General features: G+C 60.0%; 17 protein-coding genes. 9 read left to right on the top strand and 8 right to left on the bottom strand.

What is annotated here, in order from left to right; translation table 11 throughout:
• Positions 1-9: 9 nt before the first annotated feature.
• Positions 10-1,593 (bottom strand): oxamate amidohydrolase, encoded by a 1,584-nt coding sequence (gene hpxW, locus AC1M2H_RS17455; protein ID WP_480148351.1) that lies wholly within the window; start codon positions 1,591-1,593, stop codon positions 10-12.
• A 240-nt stretch (positions 1,594-1,833) separates the two neighbouring features.
• Between hpxW and hpxU the strand changes: the two genes are divergently transcribed.
• From hpxU to AC1M2H_RS17415, 8 genes are all read left to right on the top strand, one after another.
• Positions 1,834-2,673, top strand: a complete 840-nt coding sequence (gene hpxU / locus AC1M2H_RS17450; protein ID WP_480148350.1) for a MurR/RpiR family transcriptional regulator HpxU — start codon at positions 1,834-1,836, stop codon at positions 2,671-2,673.
• Between the two features lie 214 nt (positions 2,674-2,887).
• Positions 2,888-3,673: a transporter substrate-binding domain-containing protein gene (locus AC1M2H_RS17445; RefSeq protein WP_480148349.1), complete on the top strand. Its 786-nt coding sequence runs from the start codon at positions 2,888-2,890 to the stop codon at positions 3,671-3,673.
• Positions 3,674-3,682: 9 nt separating this feature from the next.
• Positions 3,683-4,348, top strand: coding sequence for an amino acid ABC transporter permease (locus tag AC1M2H_RS17440; protein ID WP_480148348.1), 666 nt, complete (start codon positions 3,683-3,685; stop codon positions 4,346-4,348).
• Positions 4,348-5,004, top strand: coding sequence for an amino acid ABC transporter permease (locus AC1M2H_RS17435; protein ID WP_426815506.1), 657 nt, complete (start codon positions 4,348-4,350; stop codon positions 5,002-5,004). The genes AC1M2H_RS17440 and AC1M2H_RS17435 overlap by 1 nt, the downstream gene beginning before the upstream one ends.
• Positions 4,985-5,725: an amino acid ABC transporter ATP-binding protein gene (locus tag AC1M2H_RS17430; protein WP_480148346.1), complete on the top strand. Its 741-nt coding sequence runs from the start codon at positions 4,985-4,987 to the stop codon at positions 5,723-5,725. Before AC1M2H_RS17435 ends, AC1M2H_RS17430 begins: the two co-directional genes overlap by 20 nt.
• Before the next feature lie 10 nt (positions 5,726-5,735).
• Positions 5,736-6,977 (top strand): pyridoxal-phosphate-dependent aminotransferase family protein, encoded by a 1,242-nt coding sequence (locus tag AC1M2H_RS17425; RefSeq protein ID WP_480148345.1) that lies wholly within the window; start codon positions 5,736-5,738, stop codon positions 6,975-6,977.
• The gene (hpxK, locus tag AC1M2H_RS17420) at positions 6,974-8,236 is read left to right on the top strand and encodes an allantoate amidohydrolase (protein ID WP_480148344.1); all 1,263 of its coding nucleotides are present in this window, start codon (positions 6,974-6,976) and stop codon (positions 8,234-8,236) included. Before AC1M2H_RS17425 ends, hpxK begins: the two co-directional genes overlap by 4 nt.
• Before the next feature lie 296 nt (positions 8,237-8,532).
• Positions 8,533-9,432 carry a GGDEF domain-containing protein gene (locus tag AC1M2H_RS17415; RefSeq protein WP_480148343.1) on the top strand — a complete coding sequence of 300 codons (900 nt, stop codon included), beginning with the start codon at positions 8,533-8,535 and terminating at the stop codon, positions 9,430-9,432.
• A gap of 8 nt (positions 9,433-9,440) precedes the next feature.
• Here AC1M2H_RS17415 and AC1M2H_RS17410 read toward each other — a convergent pair whose 3' ends face one another.
• Positions 9,441-10,274 (bottom strand): helix-turn-helix transcriptional regulator, encoded by an 834-nt coding sequence (locus AC1M2H_RS17410; protein ID WP_480148342.1) that lies wholly within the window; start codon positions 10,272-10,274, stop codon positions 9,441-9,443.
• Positions 10,271-10,411, bottom strand: a complete 141-nt coding sequence (locus tag AC1M2H_RS17405; protein ID WP_480148340.1) for a hypothetical protein — start codon at positions 10,409-10,411, stop codon at positions 10,271-10,273. Before AC1M2H_RS17405 ends, AC1M2H_RS17410 begins: the two co-directional genes overlap by 4 nt.
• Before the next feature lie 114 nt (positions 10,412-10,525).
• On the opposite strand from AC1M2H_RS17405, the gene AC1M2H_RS17400 reads away from it, so the two are divergent.
• The gene (locus AC1M2H_RS17400) at positions 10,526-11,293 is read left to right on the top strand and encodes a phytanoyl-CoA dioxygenase family protein (RefSeq protein ID WP_480148339.1); all 768 of its coding nucleotides are present in this window, start codon (positions 10,526-10,528) and stop codon (positions 11,291-11,293) included.
• A 51-nt stretch (positions 11,294-11,344) separates the two neighbouring features.
• Here AC1M2H_RS17400 and AC1M2H_RS17395 read toward each other — a convergent pair whose 3' ends face one another.
• The 5 genes from AC1M2H_RS17395 to AC1M2H_RS17375 are packed head-to-tail and all read right to left on the bottom strand — an operon-like array spanning position 11,345 to position 16,306.
• The gene (locus AC1M2H_RS17395; protein ID WP_095096154.1) at positions 11,345-11,686 is read right to left on the bottom strand and encodes a PTS fructose-like transporter subunit IIB; all 342 of its coding nucleotides are present in this window, start codon (positions 11,684-11,686) and stop codon (positions 11,345-11,347) included.
• Positions 11,687-11,701: 15 nt separating this feature from the next.
• Entirely contained in the window at positions 11,702-12,577 is an 876-nt protein-coding gene (locus AC1M2H_RS17390; protein ID WP_480148338.1) for a [formate-C-acetyltransferase]-activating enzyme, read from the bottom strand.
• Positions 12,543-14,840, bottom strand: coding sequence for a formate C-acetyltransferase (locus tag AC1M2H_RS17385; RefSeq protein WP_480148337.1), 2,298 nt, complete (start codon positions 14,838-14,840; stop codon positions 12,543-12,545). Before AC1M2H_RS17385 ends, AC1M2H_RS17390 begins: the two co-directional genes overlap by 35 nt.
• A gap of 48 nt (positions 14,841-14,888) precedes the next feature.
• Entirely contained in the window at positions 14,889-15,209 is a 321-nt protein-coding gene (locus AC1M2H_RS17380; protein ID WP_480148335.1) for a PTS fructose-like transporter subunit IIB, read from the bottom strand.
• Positions 15,210-15,229: 20 nt separating this feature from the next.
• A complete protein-coding gene (locus AC1M2H_RS17375) occupies positions 15,230-16,306 on the bottom strand; it encodes a PTS fructose transporter subunit EIIC (protein ID WP_480148334.1) in 1,077 nt (358 codons plus the stop codon).
• Between the last annotated feature and the right edge of the window lie 42 nt (positions 16,307-16,348).

The raw sequence follows: 16,348 nt of genomic DNA, 5'->3' as shown, positions 1-16,348 counted from the left end.
GTTGAACTCCTAATAACCGGCGGCTGAGCCGTTGCTGCGCGGATCGGATGCCCCTTCAAGCAGGCCGTTCGGATGACGGACGATGGCGCCGGCGTGGCCCATGACCTCGCTGAAATCGTCGAGCACGTCGACCTCATGCCCCAGCGCCCGCAGATGGGCGATGCTCTGCGGCGTAAAGCGGCCCTCCAGCTTCAGCGAGTCGGAGGTTTGTCCCCAGGTGCGCCCCAGCAGCCAGCGCGGCCGGGAGATGCTCTCCTGCAGCGGCACGCCCTGCAGGACGTAGCGGGTGAAAAGGGCGGCCTGAGTTTGCGGCTGGCCATCGCCGCCCATCGAACCGTACACCATCACCCGGCCGTCGCTGAGGCGCGCCGCCGCCGGGTTCAGGGTGTGGAACGGCTGCTTGCCGGGAGCCAGCGCCAGCAGGTGCTGCGGATCGAGGCTGAACGAAGCTCCGCGGTTCTGCCAGACAATCCCGCTTTCCGGCAGCACCACGCCGCTGCCGAACTCGTGGTAGAGGCTTTGAATAAAGGAGACCGCCAGCCCGCTGTCGTCCATCACCCCCATCCATACCGTATCGCCGGGGCCTTTGCCGGCGCCCCACGGGGCGGCCTGCCGGTCGCTGACCCGCCCGGCCAGCTCCCGCAGCGCATCGGGTTCGAGCAGGCTCTGGATATCGACATCGAGGTGGCGTGGGTCGGTGATATGGGCGTCGCGCAGGCCGAACGCCAGCTTGGTGGCCTCGACGATGCGGTGCACGGTCAGGGCCTCATCGGCCTCGGCCATCGCCAGGCTGTCGGTAATGCCGAGAATCGCCAGCGACACCAGCCCCTGGGTCGGCGGCGCGAGGTTCCACAGTTCGCCGTGCCGATGCGTCAGCTTTAGCGGCGCAGGGCGGCGGGAGCGATGCTGCCGCAGGTCGTCGAGGGTGACGGGCAGCCCGTACTGCGCCATGCCCGCGGCCAGGGTTTCGGCCAGCGGGCCGCGGTAGAAGCTGTCCAGCCCCTCGTCGACCAGCCGCCTGAGGGTGTTGGCCAGCGCCAGCTGGCGAAAGCGGCTGCCGGCGACCGGCGGCCGGCCGTCGACCAGAAAGGTTTCGGCAAACCCCGGCAGCGAGCGGAGTTCATCGAGCTTGCCGGCGGTGGCGCTGGCCTGGGATTCGGTGACCGGAATACCGCCGCTGGCGTAGCCGATAGCATCTTCCAGCAGGCGCGCCAGCGGCAGCGCTTTTCCGCTCAGGGAGCGCGACACCCGGAGCGCTTCGTCCCAGCCGCTGACGGTGCCGGCGACGGTCAGCGCGGCGCGCGGGCCGCGGTGCGGGATCTGCGTCAGGTCGGAATAGGCGCTCAGCGTTGCCCCCGAGCCCGCCGCGCCGCTGGCGTCGATCGCGATCGGCTCGCCTTCCGGCGGTACGATAAGCCAGAAGCCGTCGCCGCCGAGGCCGTTCATATGGGGATAAACCACGGCGATGGTGGCCGCCGCGGCGACCATCGCTTCGATTGCGCTGCCGCCTTCGCGCAGCACGGCAAGCGCGCTTTGGCTGGCCAGGTGATGGGGGGCGACCGCCATCCCCCGGGTGGAAACATGACTGTGCATTGGTTGTCCTCGTGACGCGATGTATTCTTTCAGAGTGCAAAAGCCGTTCCACTTCTGAACCCAAAGTTTCATTCCCTGCCGCCGACGCTTTTTTGCGGACTGGCACGCATCGTGAAAGGAAGGGGATGCAACGTTGTGTGCGCCGCCGGTCGGGCATATATAGCGAAAACCGCGGCGGACGCATCGCCAGCGCGGAGTATCACGGGTATAGTTTGGTGAAACAAAAGTTACAGGGGCCTTATGCAACAGCTTGATGAACGACTGAAAGAGCAGTACGCCGCCCTGTCGCCCCAGGAGCAGCGGGTGGCGGATTTTATTTTCGATCACTTCGATGATCTGATTAGCTACAACAGCGCCGAGCTGGCGCAGCTCAGCGGGGTGTCGAAGGCGACGGTGAGCCGCCTGTTCAAGCGGCTGGGGTATGAGAAGTATAAGGATATGCGCGACGAGCTGCGCACCCTGCGCCAGAGCGGGATGCCGCTGACCGATAACCGCGACGCGGTGCAGGGCAACACGCTACTGGCGCGCCATTATAAGCAGGAGATGGCCAACCTGACCCAGTGGGTCAACGCCCTCGACGCGCGCCAGTTTGCCGAAGCGATTAACGCAATGGTGACCGCCGAGCGGGTGGTTATCGTCGGCATGCGTAACTCCTGGCCGGCGGCGCTGCACCTGCGTCAGCAGCTGCTGCAGGCGCGCGGGCAGGTGCAGGTGCTGCCGCAGCCGGGGCAGAGCCTGAGCGAGGAGCTGGTGGATCTGTCGGCCAGCGACGTGGTGGTGGTGATGGCCTTTCGCCGCCGCCCGCGCCTGATTCGTCCGCTGCTGCAGCAGCTCCAGGCCCGCGGCGTTCCGGTGCTGCTGATGTGCGAGCCGCAGGCGCACGGCCTGTTCCCGCTGGCGCGCTGGCAGCTCTGCGCGCCGCTCGATAGCGTCTCGGCCTACGATAGCTATGCCTCGGTCAACAGCCTGATCAACCTGCTGGCCAACGCCTTTTTGCATGAGATCCTCGATAAAGGTCGTCCGCGCATTCACGAAATCGCCACCCTTTATCAGCAGCTGGACGAGCTCGAGCAGCGATAATGGGGCGTCAGTCTGGTGCTTTGCCTTATTTTGGTGCGTATTTCCGCCGATGAGAGAGGGCGGTATTTCCCCGCTTTCTCTCTCTTTTCCTTGTTTAATCGCTAGTTAATGGCGCCTTTCGCGTTGGTGTTGGCGTTGCGTATATCTGGCACATTAGTTGCAAAAGTTTATTTAAAGAATCTTTTGTTTCATAATAATGTAACGGGTAAACATCATGAAAAAACTGTTGATCGCACTGGCCGGGGCCGCCTGTCTGTTCACGCAAATGAGCGCGGCCAAAGCCGACCAGCTGCAGGATATCGAAAAGCGCGGCGTTATCCGTATCGCGGTACCGCAGGACTTCCCGCCGTTCGGCTCGGTGGGCACCGATCTCCAGCCCCAGGGATATGACATCGATATGGCGCGCTACCTGGCGAAGCAGATGAAGCTCAAGCTGCAGCTGGTGCCGGTAACCAGCGCCAACCGCGTGCCCTATCTGCAGACCGATAAGGTCGATCTGGTGATCTCCAGCCTCGGCAAGAATGCGGAGCGCGAGAAGGTGATTGATTTCAGCCGCGCCTACGCACCGTTCTTCCTCGGCGTCTTCGGGCCGAAGGGGCAGGAGCTGAAGGACGCGGCGGCGCTGAGCGGGAAAACCGTCGGCGTTACCCGCGGCGCAGTGGAGGATATGGTGCTGACCGGCATCGCCCCGAAAGAGGCGCAGATTAAGCGTTACGAGGATAACAACACCACGCTGTCGGCCTACCTCTCCGGGCAGGTGCAGTACCTGGCGACCGGTAACCTCGTGGTGGCGGCGATCTCCCGGCAAAATGCGCAGAAGGCGCCGGTGGCGAGCTTTATGCTGAAGGATTCGCCGTGCTTTATCGGCCTGAAAAAGAACGAGCCGGCGCTGAAGGAGAAGGTGGACGCGCTGATTGAGCAAGGGGTTAAGGACGGCACGCTCAACGCGCTGTCGCAGCAGTGGCTGAAGGCGCCGCTGCCCGCAGGCTTTGGCGCATAAGGTCTGCGAATGACGGAGCAACTTCATTTTTCTGAGCTCTGGCCGCACTGGCCAGAGCTGCTGGCAGGGCTGTGGGTCACCGTGCAGCTGACGGCGCTGGCAACGGCGGGGGGCCTGGCGCTGGGCATTTTCGGCGCCGCGATCCGCAGCGGACGCGCGACGTGGTTTAGCCGCATCTGGGGCGGCTACGTGGAGCTGATTCGCAATACGCCGTTCGTGGTACAGCTGTTTTTTATCGTCTTTGGCCTGCCCAATTTAGGCTTAAAGATGACCGCCGGCGAGGCCGCGCTGCTGGCGATGGTGGTTAACCTCGGAGCTTACAGTACTGAGATTGTGCGCGCCGGGATTCAGGTTACTCCCAGGGGGCAGTGGGAGGCCGGGCGCGTGCTGGGGCTAAGCCGCACGCAGACCTTTATTCAGGTGGTTCTGCCTCCGGCGCTGCAGCGGATTTATCCGGCGCTGGTGAGCCAGTGCATCATCGTGATGCTGGGATCGTCGGTAGTGTCGCAGGTTTCCTATGAGGAGCTGACCTTCGCGGCGAACCTGATCCAGTCGCGTACCTTCCTCAGCTTTGAGGTCTATCTGGTGACCACGGGGATCTACCTGGTGCTGTCGATAACAATGCGCCAGCTGCTGATGGCGGCGGGGCGAAAATGGCTGGGAGTACAGGCATGATGGCCACCTTTACCGACTGGGACATTATCCGCAATCTGCTGCTGGCCGGACGCTGGACGGTGCTACTGTCGCTGGCGGCGTTTCTCGGCGGGGCGCTGGTGACGCTGCCGCTGCTGCTGCTGCGCCTTACCGGCGGGCGGCAGGTTAAGCGGCTGATCCGCGGCTACGTCGAGCTGTTTCAGGGCACGCCGCTGTTAATGCAGCTGTTCCTGGCCTTCTTCGGCGTGGCGCTGTTCGGCATCGACGTCTCGCCGTGGACCGCCGCGTCGCTGGCGCTGACCTTCTACACCAGCGCTTTTTTGCTCGATATCTGGTTCGGCAGCATCCGTGCGCTGCCGAAAGGGCAGTGGGAAGCCTCGCGCTGCCTCGGGCTGAGCTTCGCCCAGACCCTGTATCGCGTGGTGGCGCCCCAGGCGCTGCGCATCGCCATCGCCCCGACGGTGGGCTTCGCGGTACAGGTGGTGAAAGGCACCGCCCTGGCGTCGATTATCGGCTTCGTCGAGCTGACCAAGGCCGGGACGATGCTGACCAACGTCACCTACCAGCCGTTTAAGGTCTTTGCGCTGGTGGCGCTGGGCTACTTCATTCTGTGCTACCCGCTGTCCCGCTACAGCCGCTATCTGGAGAACAAATTCAATGCCTCTCATCACCATTAATCAGATGCAGAAGTACTACGGCGACAACCACGTGCTCAAGGGCGTCGATCTGGATATCGATATGGGCGAGGTTGTCTCGATTATCGGCCGCAGCGGCTCGGGGAAAAGCACGCTGCTGCGCTGCATCAACGGCCTGGAAGGGTATCAGGACGGCAGCATTAAGCTCGGCGGCATGACCATTACCGACCGCGATTCGCAGGCCCGCGAGATCAGCCGCTCCGTCGGGATGGTGTTCCAGAACTTTAACCTGTTCCCGCACATGACGGCGCTGGAAAACGTGATGCTGGCCCCGCGGCGGGTGCTGAAAAAGAGCGCCGCCGAGTGCCGGGAGCTGGCCCGGCGGATGCTGGAAAAAGTGGGGCTCGGCGACCGCCTGGACTACTATCCGGCCAATCTTTCCGGCGGCCAGCAGCAGCGGGTGGCGATCGCCCGGGCGCTGGCGATGTCGCCGAAGGTTCTGCTCTGCGACGAGATCACCTCGGCGCTGGACCCCGAGCTGGTGGGCGAAGTGCTCAAGGTTCTCGAGCAGCTGGCCGCCGAGGGGATGACGCTGATCCTCGTCACTCATGAAATGAATTTTGCCCGGGAAGTGGGCGACCGCGTGGTGTTTATGCATCAGGGGCGCGTCTGGGAGCAGGGCGACAGCAAAACGCTGTTTGCCAACCCGCAGACTCTCGAGCTGAAGCAGTTTATCTCTTCCGTGCGCGGCTTAAATCAATAAGGAATTAACGATGGATATCACTCAGTTTTCGCAAATCAATCCGCCGCCGCGCCTGCTGATGGGGCCGGGGCCGATCAACGCCGACCCGCGCGTGCTGCGCGCCATGTCGAGCCAGCTTATCGGCCAGTATGACCCGGCGATGACCCACTATATGAACGAAGTGATGGCGTTCTATCGCGGCGTGTTTCGCACCGCTAACCGCTGGACGATGCTGGTAGACGGCACCTCCCGTGCCGGCATTGAGGCGATTCTGGTCTCCGCCATTCGTCCCGGCGACAGGGTGCTGGTGCCGGTATTCGGCCGCTTTGGCCACCTGCTGTGCGAAATCGCCCGCCGCTGCCGCGCCGAGGTTCACACCATCGAGGTGCCGTGGGGCGAAGTCTTCACCCCTGACCAAATTGAAGAGGCGATCGGGCGCGTCCGCCCGCGCCTGCTGTTAACGGTGCAGGGCGATACCTCCACCACCATGCTGCAGCCGCTGGCCGAGCTGGGGGAGATCTGCCGCCGCTACGACGTGCTGTTCTATACCGACGCCACCGCGTCGCTGGGCGGTAACGTCCTCGAAAGCGACGCCTGGGGGCTGGATGCGGTATCGGCGGGGATGCAGAAGTGCCTTGGCGGCCCGTCAGGCACCTCGCCCGTCACCCTCAGCGAGCGGATGGAAGAGGTGATACGCCGCCGCAAATGCGTGGAGGAGGGCATTCGTACCGACGCCCATCTCGACGGCGTGGAGGAGATGGTGTACTCCAACTACTTCGATCTCGGCATGATCATGGATTACTGGGGGCCGGAGCGCCTGAATCACCATACCGAGGCCACCTCGGCGCTGTTCGCCGCCCGCGAATGCGCCCGCCTGATCCTTGAGGAGGGGCTGGATAACGGCATTGCCCGGCACAAGCTGCACGGCGATGCGCTGCTGAAGGGGATCCAGGCGATGGGGCTGGAGACCTTCGGCGACCTGCGGCACAAGATGAATAACGTGCTGGGGGTGGTTATTCCGCAGGGGATCAACGGCGACCAGCTGCGTAAAATCATGCTCGACGATTTCGCGATAGAGATCGGCACCTCGTTCGGGCCGCTGCACGGCAAGGTATGGCGCATTGGCACGATGGGCTATAACGCGCGCAAAGATTGCGTGATGACCACCCTCAGCGCTCTGGAGTCGGTGCTGAACCACCTCAAATTTGCGACCACTCAGGGCGCCGGCATGCAGGCGGCATGGGACCACTACCGCAGCGAGAATCCGCAATGAGCCAGGCGCTACGCCAGCAGGCGGAGTGGGCGCAGGCCGCGGCACGGGTGATGGCGCGGGCCGATGAGCTGGCGGCGATCAGCGAAAGCGCGGATGCGCTGACCCGGGTTTATCTTTCACCCCAGCATCTGCAGGCCAACCAGCAGGTCGCCCGCTGGATGACCGAGGCCGGGATGCGCGTCTGGCAGGATAGCGTCGGCAATATCTGCGGGCGCTACGAAGGGGAGCAGGAAGGGGCGGCTGCTATTTTACTCGGCTCCCACCTCGATACCGTGCGCAACGCCGGGCGCTACGACGGCATGCTGGGAGTGCTGACGGCGATTGAGGTCGTACACCGCCTCCATCAGCAGGGCCGTCGTCTGGTGAAAGCCGTTGAGATTGTCGGCTTCGGCGATGAGGAGGGGACGCGCTTCGGCATTACCCTGCTCGGCAGCCGGGGTTTGACCGGCACCTGGCCCGAAGGCTGGCTGGCGCAGACCGATGCCGAAGGCATCAGCGTGGCGCAGGCGATGGACCAGGCCGGGCTCGATCCGACGCGGGTCGCGCTCGCCGCCCGCCGGGTGGAGGAGATTGTCGCCTACCTTGAGCTGCATATCGAGCAGGGGCCGTGCCTCGAGCAGGAGGGGCTGGCGCTGGGCGTGGTTGAGGCGATCAACGGCGCGCGCCGTCTGAACTGTCGTTTTAGCGGCGAGGCGGGCCACGCCGGGACGGTACCGATGAGCCATCGCCGGGATGCGCTGGCCGCCGCCGCCGAATGGATGACGCTGATTGAAAACCGCACCCGCCAGCGGGGAGGCAACCTCGTGGCGACGGTGGGTACCCTGCACTGCGCGCCGGGGGCGGTCAACGTGATCCCCGGCGAGGTGACGCTGAGCCTGGATATTCGCGGCCCGCAGGAGGGGCCGCTTGAGGCGCTGCTGGGCACGCTGCTCGACGATGCGCGGACGATTGCCGACCGCCGCGGCCTGCAGTTTGGCTCCGAGGAGTTCTACCGGATTGCGGCCACCGCCTGCGATGAGCGGTTGCAGCAGGTGATGAGCGCGGCCGTATGCCGGGTACAGGATCGTTCCCTGGCGCTGCCGAGCGGCGCCGGGCACGACGCCATCGCGATGGCCGAACGCTGGCCGGTAGGGATGCTGTTTGTCCGCTGCAGGGGCGGCGTCAGCCATCATCCGGCGGAGTCGGTGACGGCGGCGGACGTTGCCCTGGCGATCGCCGCCTTTAGCCAGGCAACCCTGGCGCTGAGCGATATGACCTGAGGTTTCCCCCGGCGCTTCGACAGGAGAAAGTTGGGGTGATTTGTAAATAAATTAGCACTAAATGCTAAAAATGCCGCTGACGATCGCTATACCATCCGCGGCACTGACCTCGTCGCCATGGATTGGTAGTCAGTTGGAAAAATTCCGCGGGGTCAGTCCACTCTCTTTATCCACCGTTTTTACCCACTCCATGCCACTTTATTGACGCGTCCGCGACGCGGGTTTTTAATGTGCCGAATTTCACCGGACTGCTATGCTGCGTTTGAGAGAGACAACGTTGTTTGAGAGACATGCCAATGCCTGATTTACAAAAACATTTGCCTCCCAGAGCCCCGCAGGCCACCTCCCCGTTTAACCTGCTGCCCGCGCTATTGGTGATTATCGCCGTTTCGGCGCTCTGTATTTTCATCTCGCAACCCTTAGGCCCCTGGAGCGTGATATTTGCCAACTCCGGACTCTATATCGATCTGCTGGCCCTGCTGTTTCTGGTGTTTATGCTGTGGACTTCGGCAAAAGTCAGAATGAGCCACGTGGCGGTTAACTGGGTGCGCTACGGGCTGCTGCTGTGGATCGCCGGCGGCACCTTCGACTTAATGGACGAGATTTTCGTCCAGCCGCGATGGATGGGCTACTACTGCGAAGATCTGCTGCGTCTGTCGGGCATGCTTCTGACCACTATCGGGATCTACAAAATTATCGATCGCATTAACATCCTCTACGTCAATGCGCGCTCGCAATCGCTGAAGGATGAGCTAACCCAACTGCCCAACCGGCGCTTTTTTATTGATACCATTCGCGAAAAGCAGGGCCACCAGCTGGCGCTGATGATTCTCGATATCGATTTCTTCAAGAAAATAAATGACACCTACGGTCACCTGGCGGGCGACGAGGTGCTGTTTGCGCTCGGCAAGCAGCTGGCAAAATTAACCAGCGATAAAATACAGCCGGCGAGGATTGGCGGCGAGGAGTTCGCTATTATCGTTGACGGCATGTCGCCTGCCGAGGTGCGGAGCCTGGCGCAGTCGATTCTGGAGAACGTCCGCACCATTTTGATTAATAGCGACTACCCGCTGTCGGTAAGCATTGGCGTCGGCATGCGCGGCCGCGATGAGCCGCAGGACGCGTTTATCAAGAAAGTGGATGAAGCGCTGTACAAGGCGAAAAATAACGGCCGCAGCCGGGTGGAGTGGGCCTGAGGCGTGAACTACGCCTGCTGCGCGCTGCGACAGTGGCGACGATATTCTGAAGGGGAGCGCTCGGTGTAGCGCTTAAAGACCCGGCAAAAATAGTTGCTGTCAACGAAACCGCAGTTATGGGCGATCTCTTTAACTTTTAAATCATAGCCGCGCAGCAGCTTTTTGGCTTTTTCCAGCCGAACGCCGGTCAGATATTCGTTAAACCCGACGGAGCCCGATTTCTGGAATATATGCGAGAGGTAGTTGGGAGTAATATGGAAACGTTTCGCCACCGACTCCCGGCTTAAGGGCTGGCTGAGATTGTCCTCCAGATAATCCTGGACGGCCAAAAACAGATCGCGGCTCCGGCTGACCCGCATCTCAAGCCCGACGAGCTGCTCAAGACAATGGCTTAATAGTGCCGACACCACCAGCCTGGCGGTGACCGGGTCCGGCTGAAGGCAGATTTCATTCAGCGCCAACAGCAGATACGATCCGACGCGAGGCCCAAGCCGGGCGACGTTTTGCTTCTCCGTGCGCAGCTGCTTGCCATCCCAGCGCTGGATGCAAAATCCCAGCTTTTGTCTGCCGAACAGGATGCTCAGCGTAGACGCCGGGCCGGTCCACTCTGGTAACGTCCATTTACCTGCCTGCACGTACAGCGCCTGCGATAGCGTTAGCTGGCTATCAGACAGCGGCAAACCGCGCTCTCTTAGCTCGCCGTCCAGTACAATTTCCAGCCGAGGGAAGGGCACCTTATAGGCCAGCTCAGGGACCGATACGTCCGGCTCAGGGAATCTGACCTGCAGCGTATCCTGCTGATTGACCAGGCGATGTAGAATTTCCGGCAGATCTGCAATCATCCTCTAAACCCCGAAAGATAGCTATTATCCTTTTGATTATAAAATATTTTATAAATAAATGACGCGGTTGGATCACCTTGCAGCGCGTTGGCTTCACCGCGGGCGGCAGCGAATGTGGAGATTTTGATGGCAATCACAGTTTGCTCCCCCGCGTACGGATATCCAGTTTTTCGTAGGATTAGCCTCATGTATTTCAGCAGGCCGGCGTTTAAAGTTTATTTCGTGTTATCGAAAGGTTAAAGGAAATAAATATGGAACATCAGTCTGCCGTATATCTGGATGCGCTTGGCGCCAATATTGCGCTTACAGAAAAGATGAAAGAGGAGTTGAATACCCTCGGCTACATCGTGGTGCATGGCGTCGCCGATCCGCAATGGCTGGAAGCGATGCGGGACCTGATCGACGCGATTGTTGAAAAAGAGGGGGATAGTCTCGCTATCGAACACCACCAGGAAGCGACGGCGATCCGTATTGCCAACCTGATTAACAAGGGAGTGATTTGGGAGAAAGTCTGGGCTCATCCGCTGATCCTCTCCGCCTGTCGCTATATTTTTCAGGGCGATTTTAAGATTTCCAGCCTCAACGCGCGAGAAGCGTTGCTCAACGGCGGCAGCCAGCCGCTGCATGCCGACTGGAAAAAGCCGCGACCGGATTTTCCGAAAGTCCATCTGGTGAATACGATTTGGGCTATTGACGATTTAAGCGCCGAAAATGGCGCGCCGCGCATTATTCCCGGTACTCATCTGCGACCGGAACTGCCGGAGGAGGTGCTGGAGGACCCCGAGCAGCCGCATCCTGACGAGGTGGTATTCGCCGCGCCGGCGGGAAGCGTGATGATCTATAACGCCCATACCTGGCATGGCGGTACCCGTAATAACATCGGCAGCAGAAGGCGAGTGCTGCACGGTCTCTATATCGACAGACAAGATACGCCGCAGCAGGACCAGCAGCGCTGGCTCAGGCCGGAAACGGCAAGTCGTCTGACGCCGGCGCAAAAATGGTTGCTTGATGTGAAGTAGGCCAGCGAAATAAGGGCGGCTCAGGGGAGCCGTCCTTTGCTGAAGAGAAGGTCAGGGAATATCCAGATAGACGACCGGTTTTTTCATGATGCACTTCACCGCCTCAATAACCTGCTGCGGCTGAAGTAAAAAAGTTTTGATGCTGGTTTTAATGGTCCGTACGCCGATAAAGCGTTGCGCATCGTCAATTTCAATATCTGTCACCAGCAGCACCACGTCGGCATGGGTAATTTCGTCAGGGGTAATCTTATTTTCAACGCCTAATGCGCCCTGGGTTTCAATTTTCATATGCCATTTTTCATGGTGAGCTACTTTTACCAGACGTTCCGCCGCCATATAAGTGTGCGCCACGCCGCTGACGCAGGCGGTCACCGCTACGATATTCAGTTCCATATTCTCCTCCCGGCGCTAACCGCCGATGGTGACGCGAAAACCCGCTTTCTCAGCCATAATCCTGAATGGCTCAATCTGTGACGCGTCCGGGGCCTTAATTTTCGCCATCGACCACTTCCTGCCGAGCAGCGCGTATTTAGGCTCGCCATATTGATGGAACGGTAGAAGATGTATTTCAGGAAGCTTAAATGGCGCCAGAAACGCCAGGATTTGCCGGAAGTTCTCTTCGCTAAGCGTATACCCGGGAATGAGCGGAGCCCTGGGAATAACCTGAATGCGCTTGTCCACCAGCCTGCTGAAATTGTCTAACACCCGCGGTAGATCGATCCGCAGCAGAGTCTGCGCTTGTTCAATATCCATGATTTTCAGATCGAACAGCACTTCGTCACACTGCCTGGCGAGCGGGTAAAAGCGGCTGAATGCCGCGTCGCCGGCCGTTTCAATCGCCGTGCGTATTCCCAGCTGGCGTAAGGTTTGCAGAAAGCGGGTTGCAAACCCGGCCTGCATTAATACTTCTCCGCCTGACAGGGTGACGCCGCCGCCGGAGGCGCGAAAGAAAACGTCATCCTTGAGGACTTCCCTAACTAAATTATTTAGCGTCACGTCGCGACCGATTTGCTCCCATGCGCCGGAGGGGCACTCTTCGACATCCTGCTGGCAGCGCGTACAGTGCAGGCATTTGCTCTCCCGGCGTACGGTTTCTATCCTGGTGGAGATAGATTCCGGGTTGGCGCACCACGGACAGACGTGCGGGCAGCCTTTAAAAAAGACCACCGTCCTGATCCCCAGTCCATCGTTCAGCGAGTAGCGCTGGATGTTAAAAATGCGCGCCCGATCGGCGCGCGTCTCCAGAACCTCACAGCTGATGCGCGGTGCGGTGGATAATGTCATCCTGAATCTCCTTTGATAGCTCGACAAAGAAGGCGCTGTAACCCGCTACGCGTACCACCAGACCGGCGAAATCCTGGGGACGCTGCTGCGCTTCGCGCAGGGTATCGGCATTGACCACGTTGAACTGGATATGCTGAAGCTTGAGCTTGCTGAATGCCTGCAAAAAGTCAGCCAGCTTATTGAGGCCGCCGTCACCGGCAAGGGTAGCCGGCGTAAACTTCACGTTAAGCAGCGTACCGTTGGATAAAAGATAGTTATCCAGTTTGCTAACGGATTTCAGTACCGCCGTCGGCCCTTGGGAGTCCTGGCCGACCATTGGCGAAAGTCCGCCGTCGGCCAGCTGATCGCCAGCCAGACGACCGTCGGGCGTTGCGCCAACCACTGACCCCAGGGGCACATGCGCTGAGACGGTGTAGGAGCCCGGCGTGAAATGCCCGCCGCGCGGGTTGAGATACTGCTCGACCTCTTTACAGTAAAAACGCAGTAAATCGGCGCTGATATTGTCGACTTCATCGATATCATTGCCATATTTTTCGAAACGGTTAATCAGCCGCGCGCGGAGTTTTTCCCCTTCTGGAGTTTGGTAATTGGCCTTAAGAACCTGAATGAGCTCATCAAAACTCATTCGCTGCTGCTCGAACACCATTCCCTTGAGCGCATGCAGGGAGTCGCTGAGGTTGGCGATACCAATGCCCTGCACGCCGGAGAAGTTATAGCGCGCTCCGCCCTCGGTGATATCTTTACCGCGTTCAATACAGTCCAGAATAAAAGAGGAGAGCAGGGGAACCGGCGCCTGGTCGCGATGGCCGATATCGCAAATATTGCTGCCGTTAATCATCAGCTTGATGTAGTAGCGAATTTTTTCGCGGATTTGGTTGAGCAGCCCGTTCCAGCTAACGTCGGGATTGCCCTCATTCTCCAGGATTACGATCTCCATAACCTTGAGCAGGTTAAACATTGCAATATCGTGCAGTCCGTATGTTCGTCCGGGGATCGACAGCTCAACGCAGCCGACGACGGCGTAGTCGCGAGCATCCTCAAGCGATACCCCGCGGTTCAGAAACGCCGGAATCACGACTTCATCATTAAAGACCTGCGGGATACCGGTACCAAAGCGGATCGTTTCTGCGGTTTTGCGCAGGAATGGACGATCGATCAGCTCATTGACCCGAACGCCAAGATTAGGCTGCGGTAGCCTGACGTTCTGATACGCGTCAAGAGCCAGAAACGAGAGGACGTTCACCGCGCTGCGTCCGGTTTCGCTCAGCCCGCCGAGCAACGCGGTATAGCCGGTCGGGAAGCCGGCAAAATAGCGAGCGCTGCTTGACGAGCGCAGCAGGACGATATCGTTACACTTGACCCACAATGACTCCAGCAGCTCCTGCAGGAAAGCCGGGTCCTGGCCGAGATTTAACGATGTCTGATAGAACGGCAGCATGTACTGGTCGAAGCGCCCCAGCGAGAGGGAGCTGGCGTTAGATTCATGCTGCAAAATAATATTTATATGCCAGAACAGCTGACAGGCCTGGTAGAAATCCTCCGGCCGATGAACCGCGTTATGCCGGGAGATCGCGGCGATTGTTGCGAGCTCCTGACGCCGCTTAGCGTCGCTGCAGGCGGCAGCCATCTCCTCGGCCAGCAGCGCATAGCGTAGAATGTGCCGCTGCGAGGCCTCCAGCAGAATCAGCGCGGCCTGATAGAAGTGGTTGCGGGGCGCGCCCTCGGCCGCCGCCCGGAGTTCTGCAACCAGGGCCGCGAGGCCATTATTGAGCAGCCGGGGGTAGTCGATAATGATATGGCCCTGGCCCTTATCGGTCTGGTTGACGCTGAAAATCTGGGTGCTGACGGCCGCTTTGACCTCGTCGGTCATTCGGGCGTTAATAAAGTCTTTCATCGAGCGCTTTTCCCAGTAAGGAAACAGCGCTTCGCGGTAAATGCGTTTATCTTCTTCGCTGATGACAAAACGATCCTGGGGGCGAGAGGCGAAATCGTCCAGTTCGTTCAGTAACCAGTAAGGGTCCATTTCCGGGGAGACTATCCCGGCCCGCGGCTTGACCGTGCGGTTGCCGACAATGAGTTCATCCTCACGAATCGATATCTGCACATGGTCAAGGATCCACGCGGTGGCTTTCGCCCGGCGTAATAGCATCGGTTCACCCGCCGTTTGTTTGTGGCTTGCGGTATACAGCAGCGCCCGCTCAAGCGAGATCTCCCGCGGCTGGGCGAACAAACTCTCTTTTAAGCGTTGAGTACGATTCGTCATGACAAACTCCATGTTAGTCCGGCGGAGCGCCAGGGCGCTCCGCTCTGTTCAGGCTTTCTGTGCAAGATGGCCGTCGATTTTTTGCATGATGGTCTCCGCGCGTTTCACCGCATCGCTGATATTGACGCGGACGATGGTTTTGCCGGAGAAACGCTCTTCAAACTTGATGCCGATATCCTTAGTCAGGATGACCATATCGGCGCGGGCGACATCTTCCGCCGTCAGTTCATTTTCGATCCCGATAGAGCCCTGGGTCTCAACTTTGATCTGCCAGCCTTTAGCTTTGGCGGCGCTCTCCAGCGACTCGGCGGCCATATAGGTATGCGCTACTCCCGACGGGCAGGCGGTGACGGCAATAATGTGGGTCATAGAATTATCCTCTCTGCTTCTCAGTTAATTTCGAAATCAAGATCCAGCTCGTCATCGGCTTTAGCGGCCGGCGTTTTCTTTTTTGTCAACGCTTTAAGAGTAATGACGCAGGCGGCGGCGACGCATGCGCCGACCAGCAGGCCAGCGACAAATCCGCCTTTACCCTGCACGACCGGCAGCACGATTAGCCCGCCCCAGCCGGCATAGCACTGCACGCCGAGCAGGGCGGTGGTGACGCAGCCGCTGGCGGCGCCAATCATAATTGAGGGGATCACCCGCAGCGGATCAGCGGCGGCAAAGGGGATGGCGCCTTCGGTGACGCCAACGCAGCCCATCACCAGCGCGGCTTTGCCGGTCTCACGCTCTTCGGCGCTGAAATATTTGCGGCCGATAAGCGTTGCCAGCCCCATGCCCAGCGGCGGAACGGCGATACCGACGGCGGCAATGGCCACGACGCTGTAAATGCCCTGGGAGACGCAGATCAGCATAAAGGCGTAAGCTACTTTATTGACCGGACCGCCCATGTCGAAGGCCAGCATCAGGCCCATAATGATGGCGAGCAGGACAATACTGCCCTCGCGCATTCCCTGGAGCCATCCGGTGAGGCTGGCGGTCAGCGCACCGACAGGCTCGCCTAAACCCCACATCATTATCCCGGCGGTAATAAAGGTGCCGACGATCGGGATGACAAAAATGGGCATCACCGAGCGCAGCACCTTGTGGACCGGGATCTTCTTGAGGTAATAGACCACCAGACCGCCGATAATCCCGGCGATCAGCGCGCCAAAGAAGCCGGCGCCAAAGCTGTTGCCTACCCACGCCCCGATGGCGCAGGGCGCCAGAGCCGCGCGGTCCGCGATGGAGTAGCCGATATACGCCGCCAGAAAGGGCACCATTAGCGTCAAACCGGCGACGCCAATATCAAACAGCTTTTTCAGATTCGGATCGGTCGCGACATCCGGGACCGCGCCCTTGCCGTACAGCATGACGGAGATGGCGAGCAGGATGCCGCCGGAGACCACGAAGGGGATCATATGTGAAACGCCGGTCATGAGATGCTGGCGTGTATTTTTTAGTATTTGCACCAGTTCGATCATTGCTTGCTCCTGAGCGTGCTCTCGCTCGTGACGGTATTGATG

The organism is Klebsiella sp. F11, assembly GCF_056712265.1.
The sequence above is the reverse complement of the archived record's forward strand: the minus strand, read 5'-3'. Positions and strand labels throughout refer to the sequence as shown.

Bases quoted from the DNA above. Each gene is read 5' to 3' on its own strand.
- hpxW (WP_480148351.1), bottom strand. From the start codon at position 1,593: ATGCACAGTCATGTTTCCACCCGGGGGATGGCGGTCGCCCCCCATCAC.
- hpxU (WP_480148350.1), top strand. From the start codon at position 1,834: ATGCAACAGCTTGATGAACGACTGAAAGAGCAGTACGCCGCCCTGTCG.
- AC1M2H_RS17445 (WP_480148349.1), top strand. From the start codon at position 2,888: ATGAAAAAACTGTTGATCGCACTGGCCGGGGCCGCCTGTCTGTTCACG.
- AC1M2H_RS17440 (WP_480148348.1), top strand. From the start codon at position 3,683: ATGACGGAGCAACTTCATTTTTCTGAGCTCTGGCCGCACTGGCCAGAG.
- AC1M2H_RS17435 (WP_426815506.1), top strand. From the start codon at position 4,348: ATGGCCACCTTTACCGACTGGGACATTATCCGCAATCTGCTGCTGGCC.
- AC1M2H_RS17430 (WP_480148346.1), top strand. From the start codon at position 4,985: ATGCCTCTCATCACCATTAATCAGATGCAGAAGTACTACGGCGACAAC.
- AC1M2H_RS17425 (WP_480148345.1), top strand. From the start codon at position 5,736: ATGGATATCACTCAGTTTTCGCAAATCAATCCGCCGCCGCGCCTGCTG.
- hpxK (WP_480148344.1), top strand. From the start codon at position 6,974: ATGAGCCAGGCGCTACGCCAGCAGGCGGAGTGGGCGCAGGCCGCGGCA.
- AC1M2H_RS17415 (WP_480148343.1), top strand. From the start codon at position 8,533: ATGCCTGATTTACAAAAACATTTGCCTCCCAGAGCCCCGCAGGCCACC.
- AC1M2H_RS17410 (WP_480148342.1), bottom strand. From the start codon at position 10,274: ATGATTGCAGATCTGCCGGAAATTCTACATCGCCTGGTCAATCAGCAG.
- AC1M2H_RS17400 (WP_480148339.1), top strand. From the start codon at position 10,526: ATGGAACATCAGTCTGCCGTATATCTGGATGCGCTTGGCGCCAATATT.
- AC1M2H_RS17395 (WP_095096154.1), bottom strand. From the start codon at position 11,686: ATGGAACTGAATATCGTAGCGGTGACCGCCTGCGTCAGCGGCGTGGCG.
- AC1M2H_RS17390 (WP_480148338.1), bottom strand. From the start codon at position 12,577: ATGACATTATCCACCGCACCGCGCATCAGCTGTGAGGTTCTGGAGACG.
- AC1M2H_RS17385 (WP_480148337.1), bottom strand. From the start codon at position 14,840: ATGACGAATCGTACTCAACGCTTAAAAGAGAGTTTGTTCGCCCAGCCG.
- AC1M2H_RS17380 (WP_480148335.1), bottom strand. From the start codon at position 15,209: ATGACCCACATTATTGCCGTCACCGCCTGCCCGTCGGGAGTAGCGCAT.
- AC1M2H_RS17375 (WP_480148334.1), bottom strand. From the start codon at position 16,306: ATGATCGAACTGGTGCAAATACTAAAAAATACACGCCAGCATCTCATG.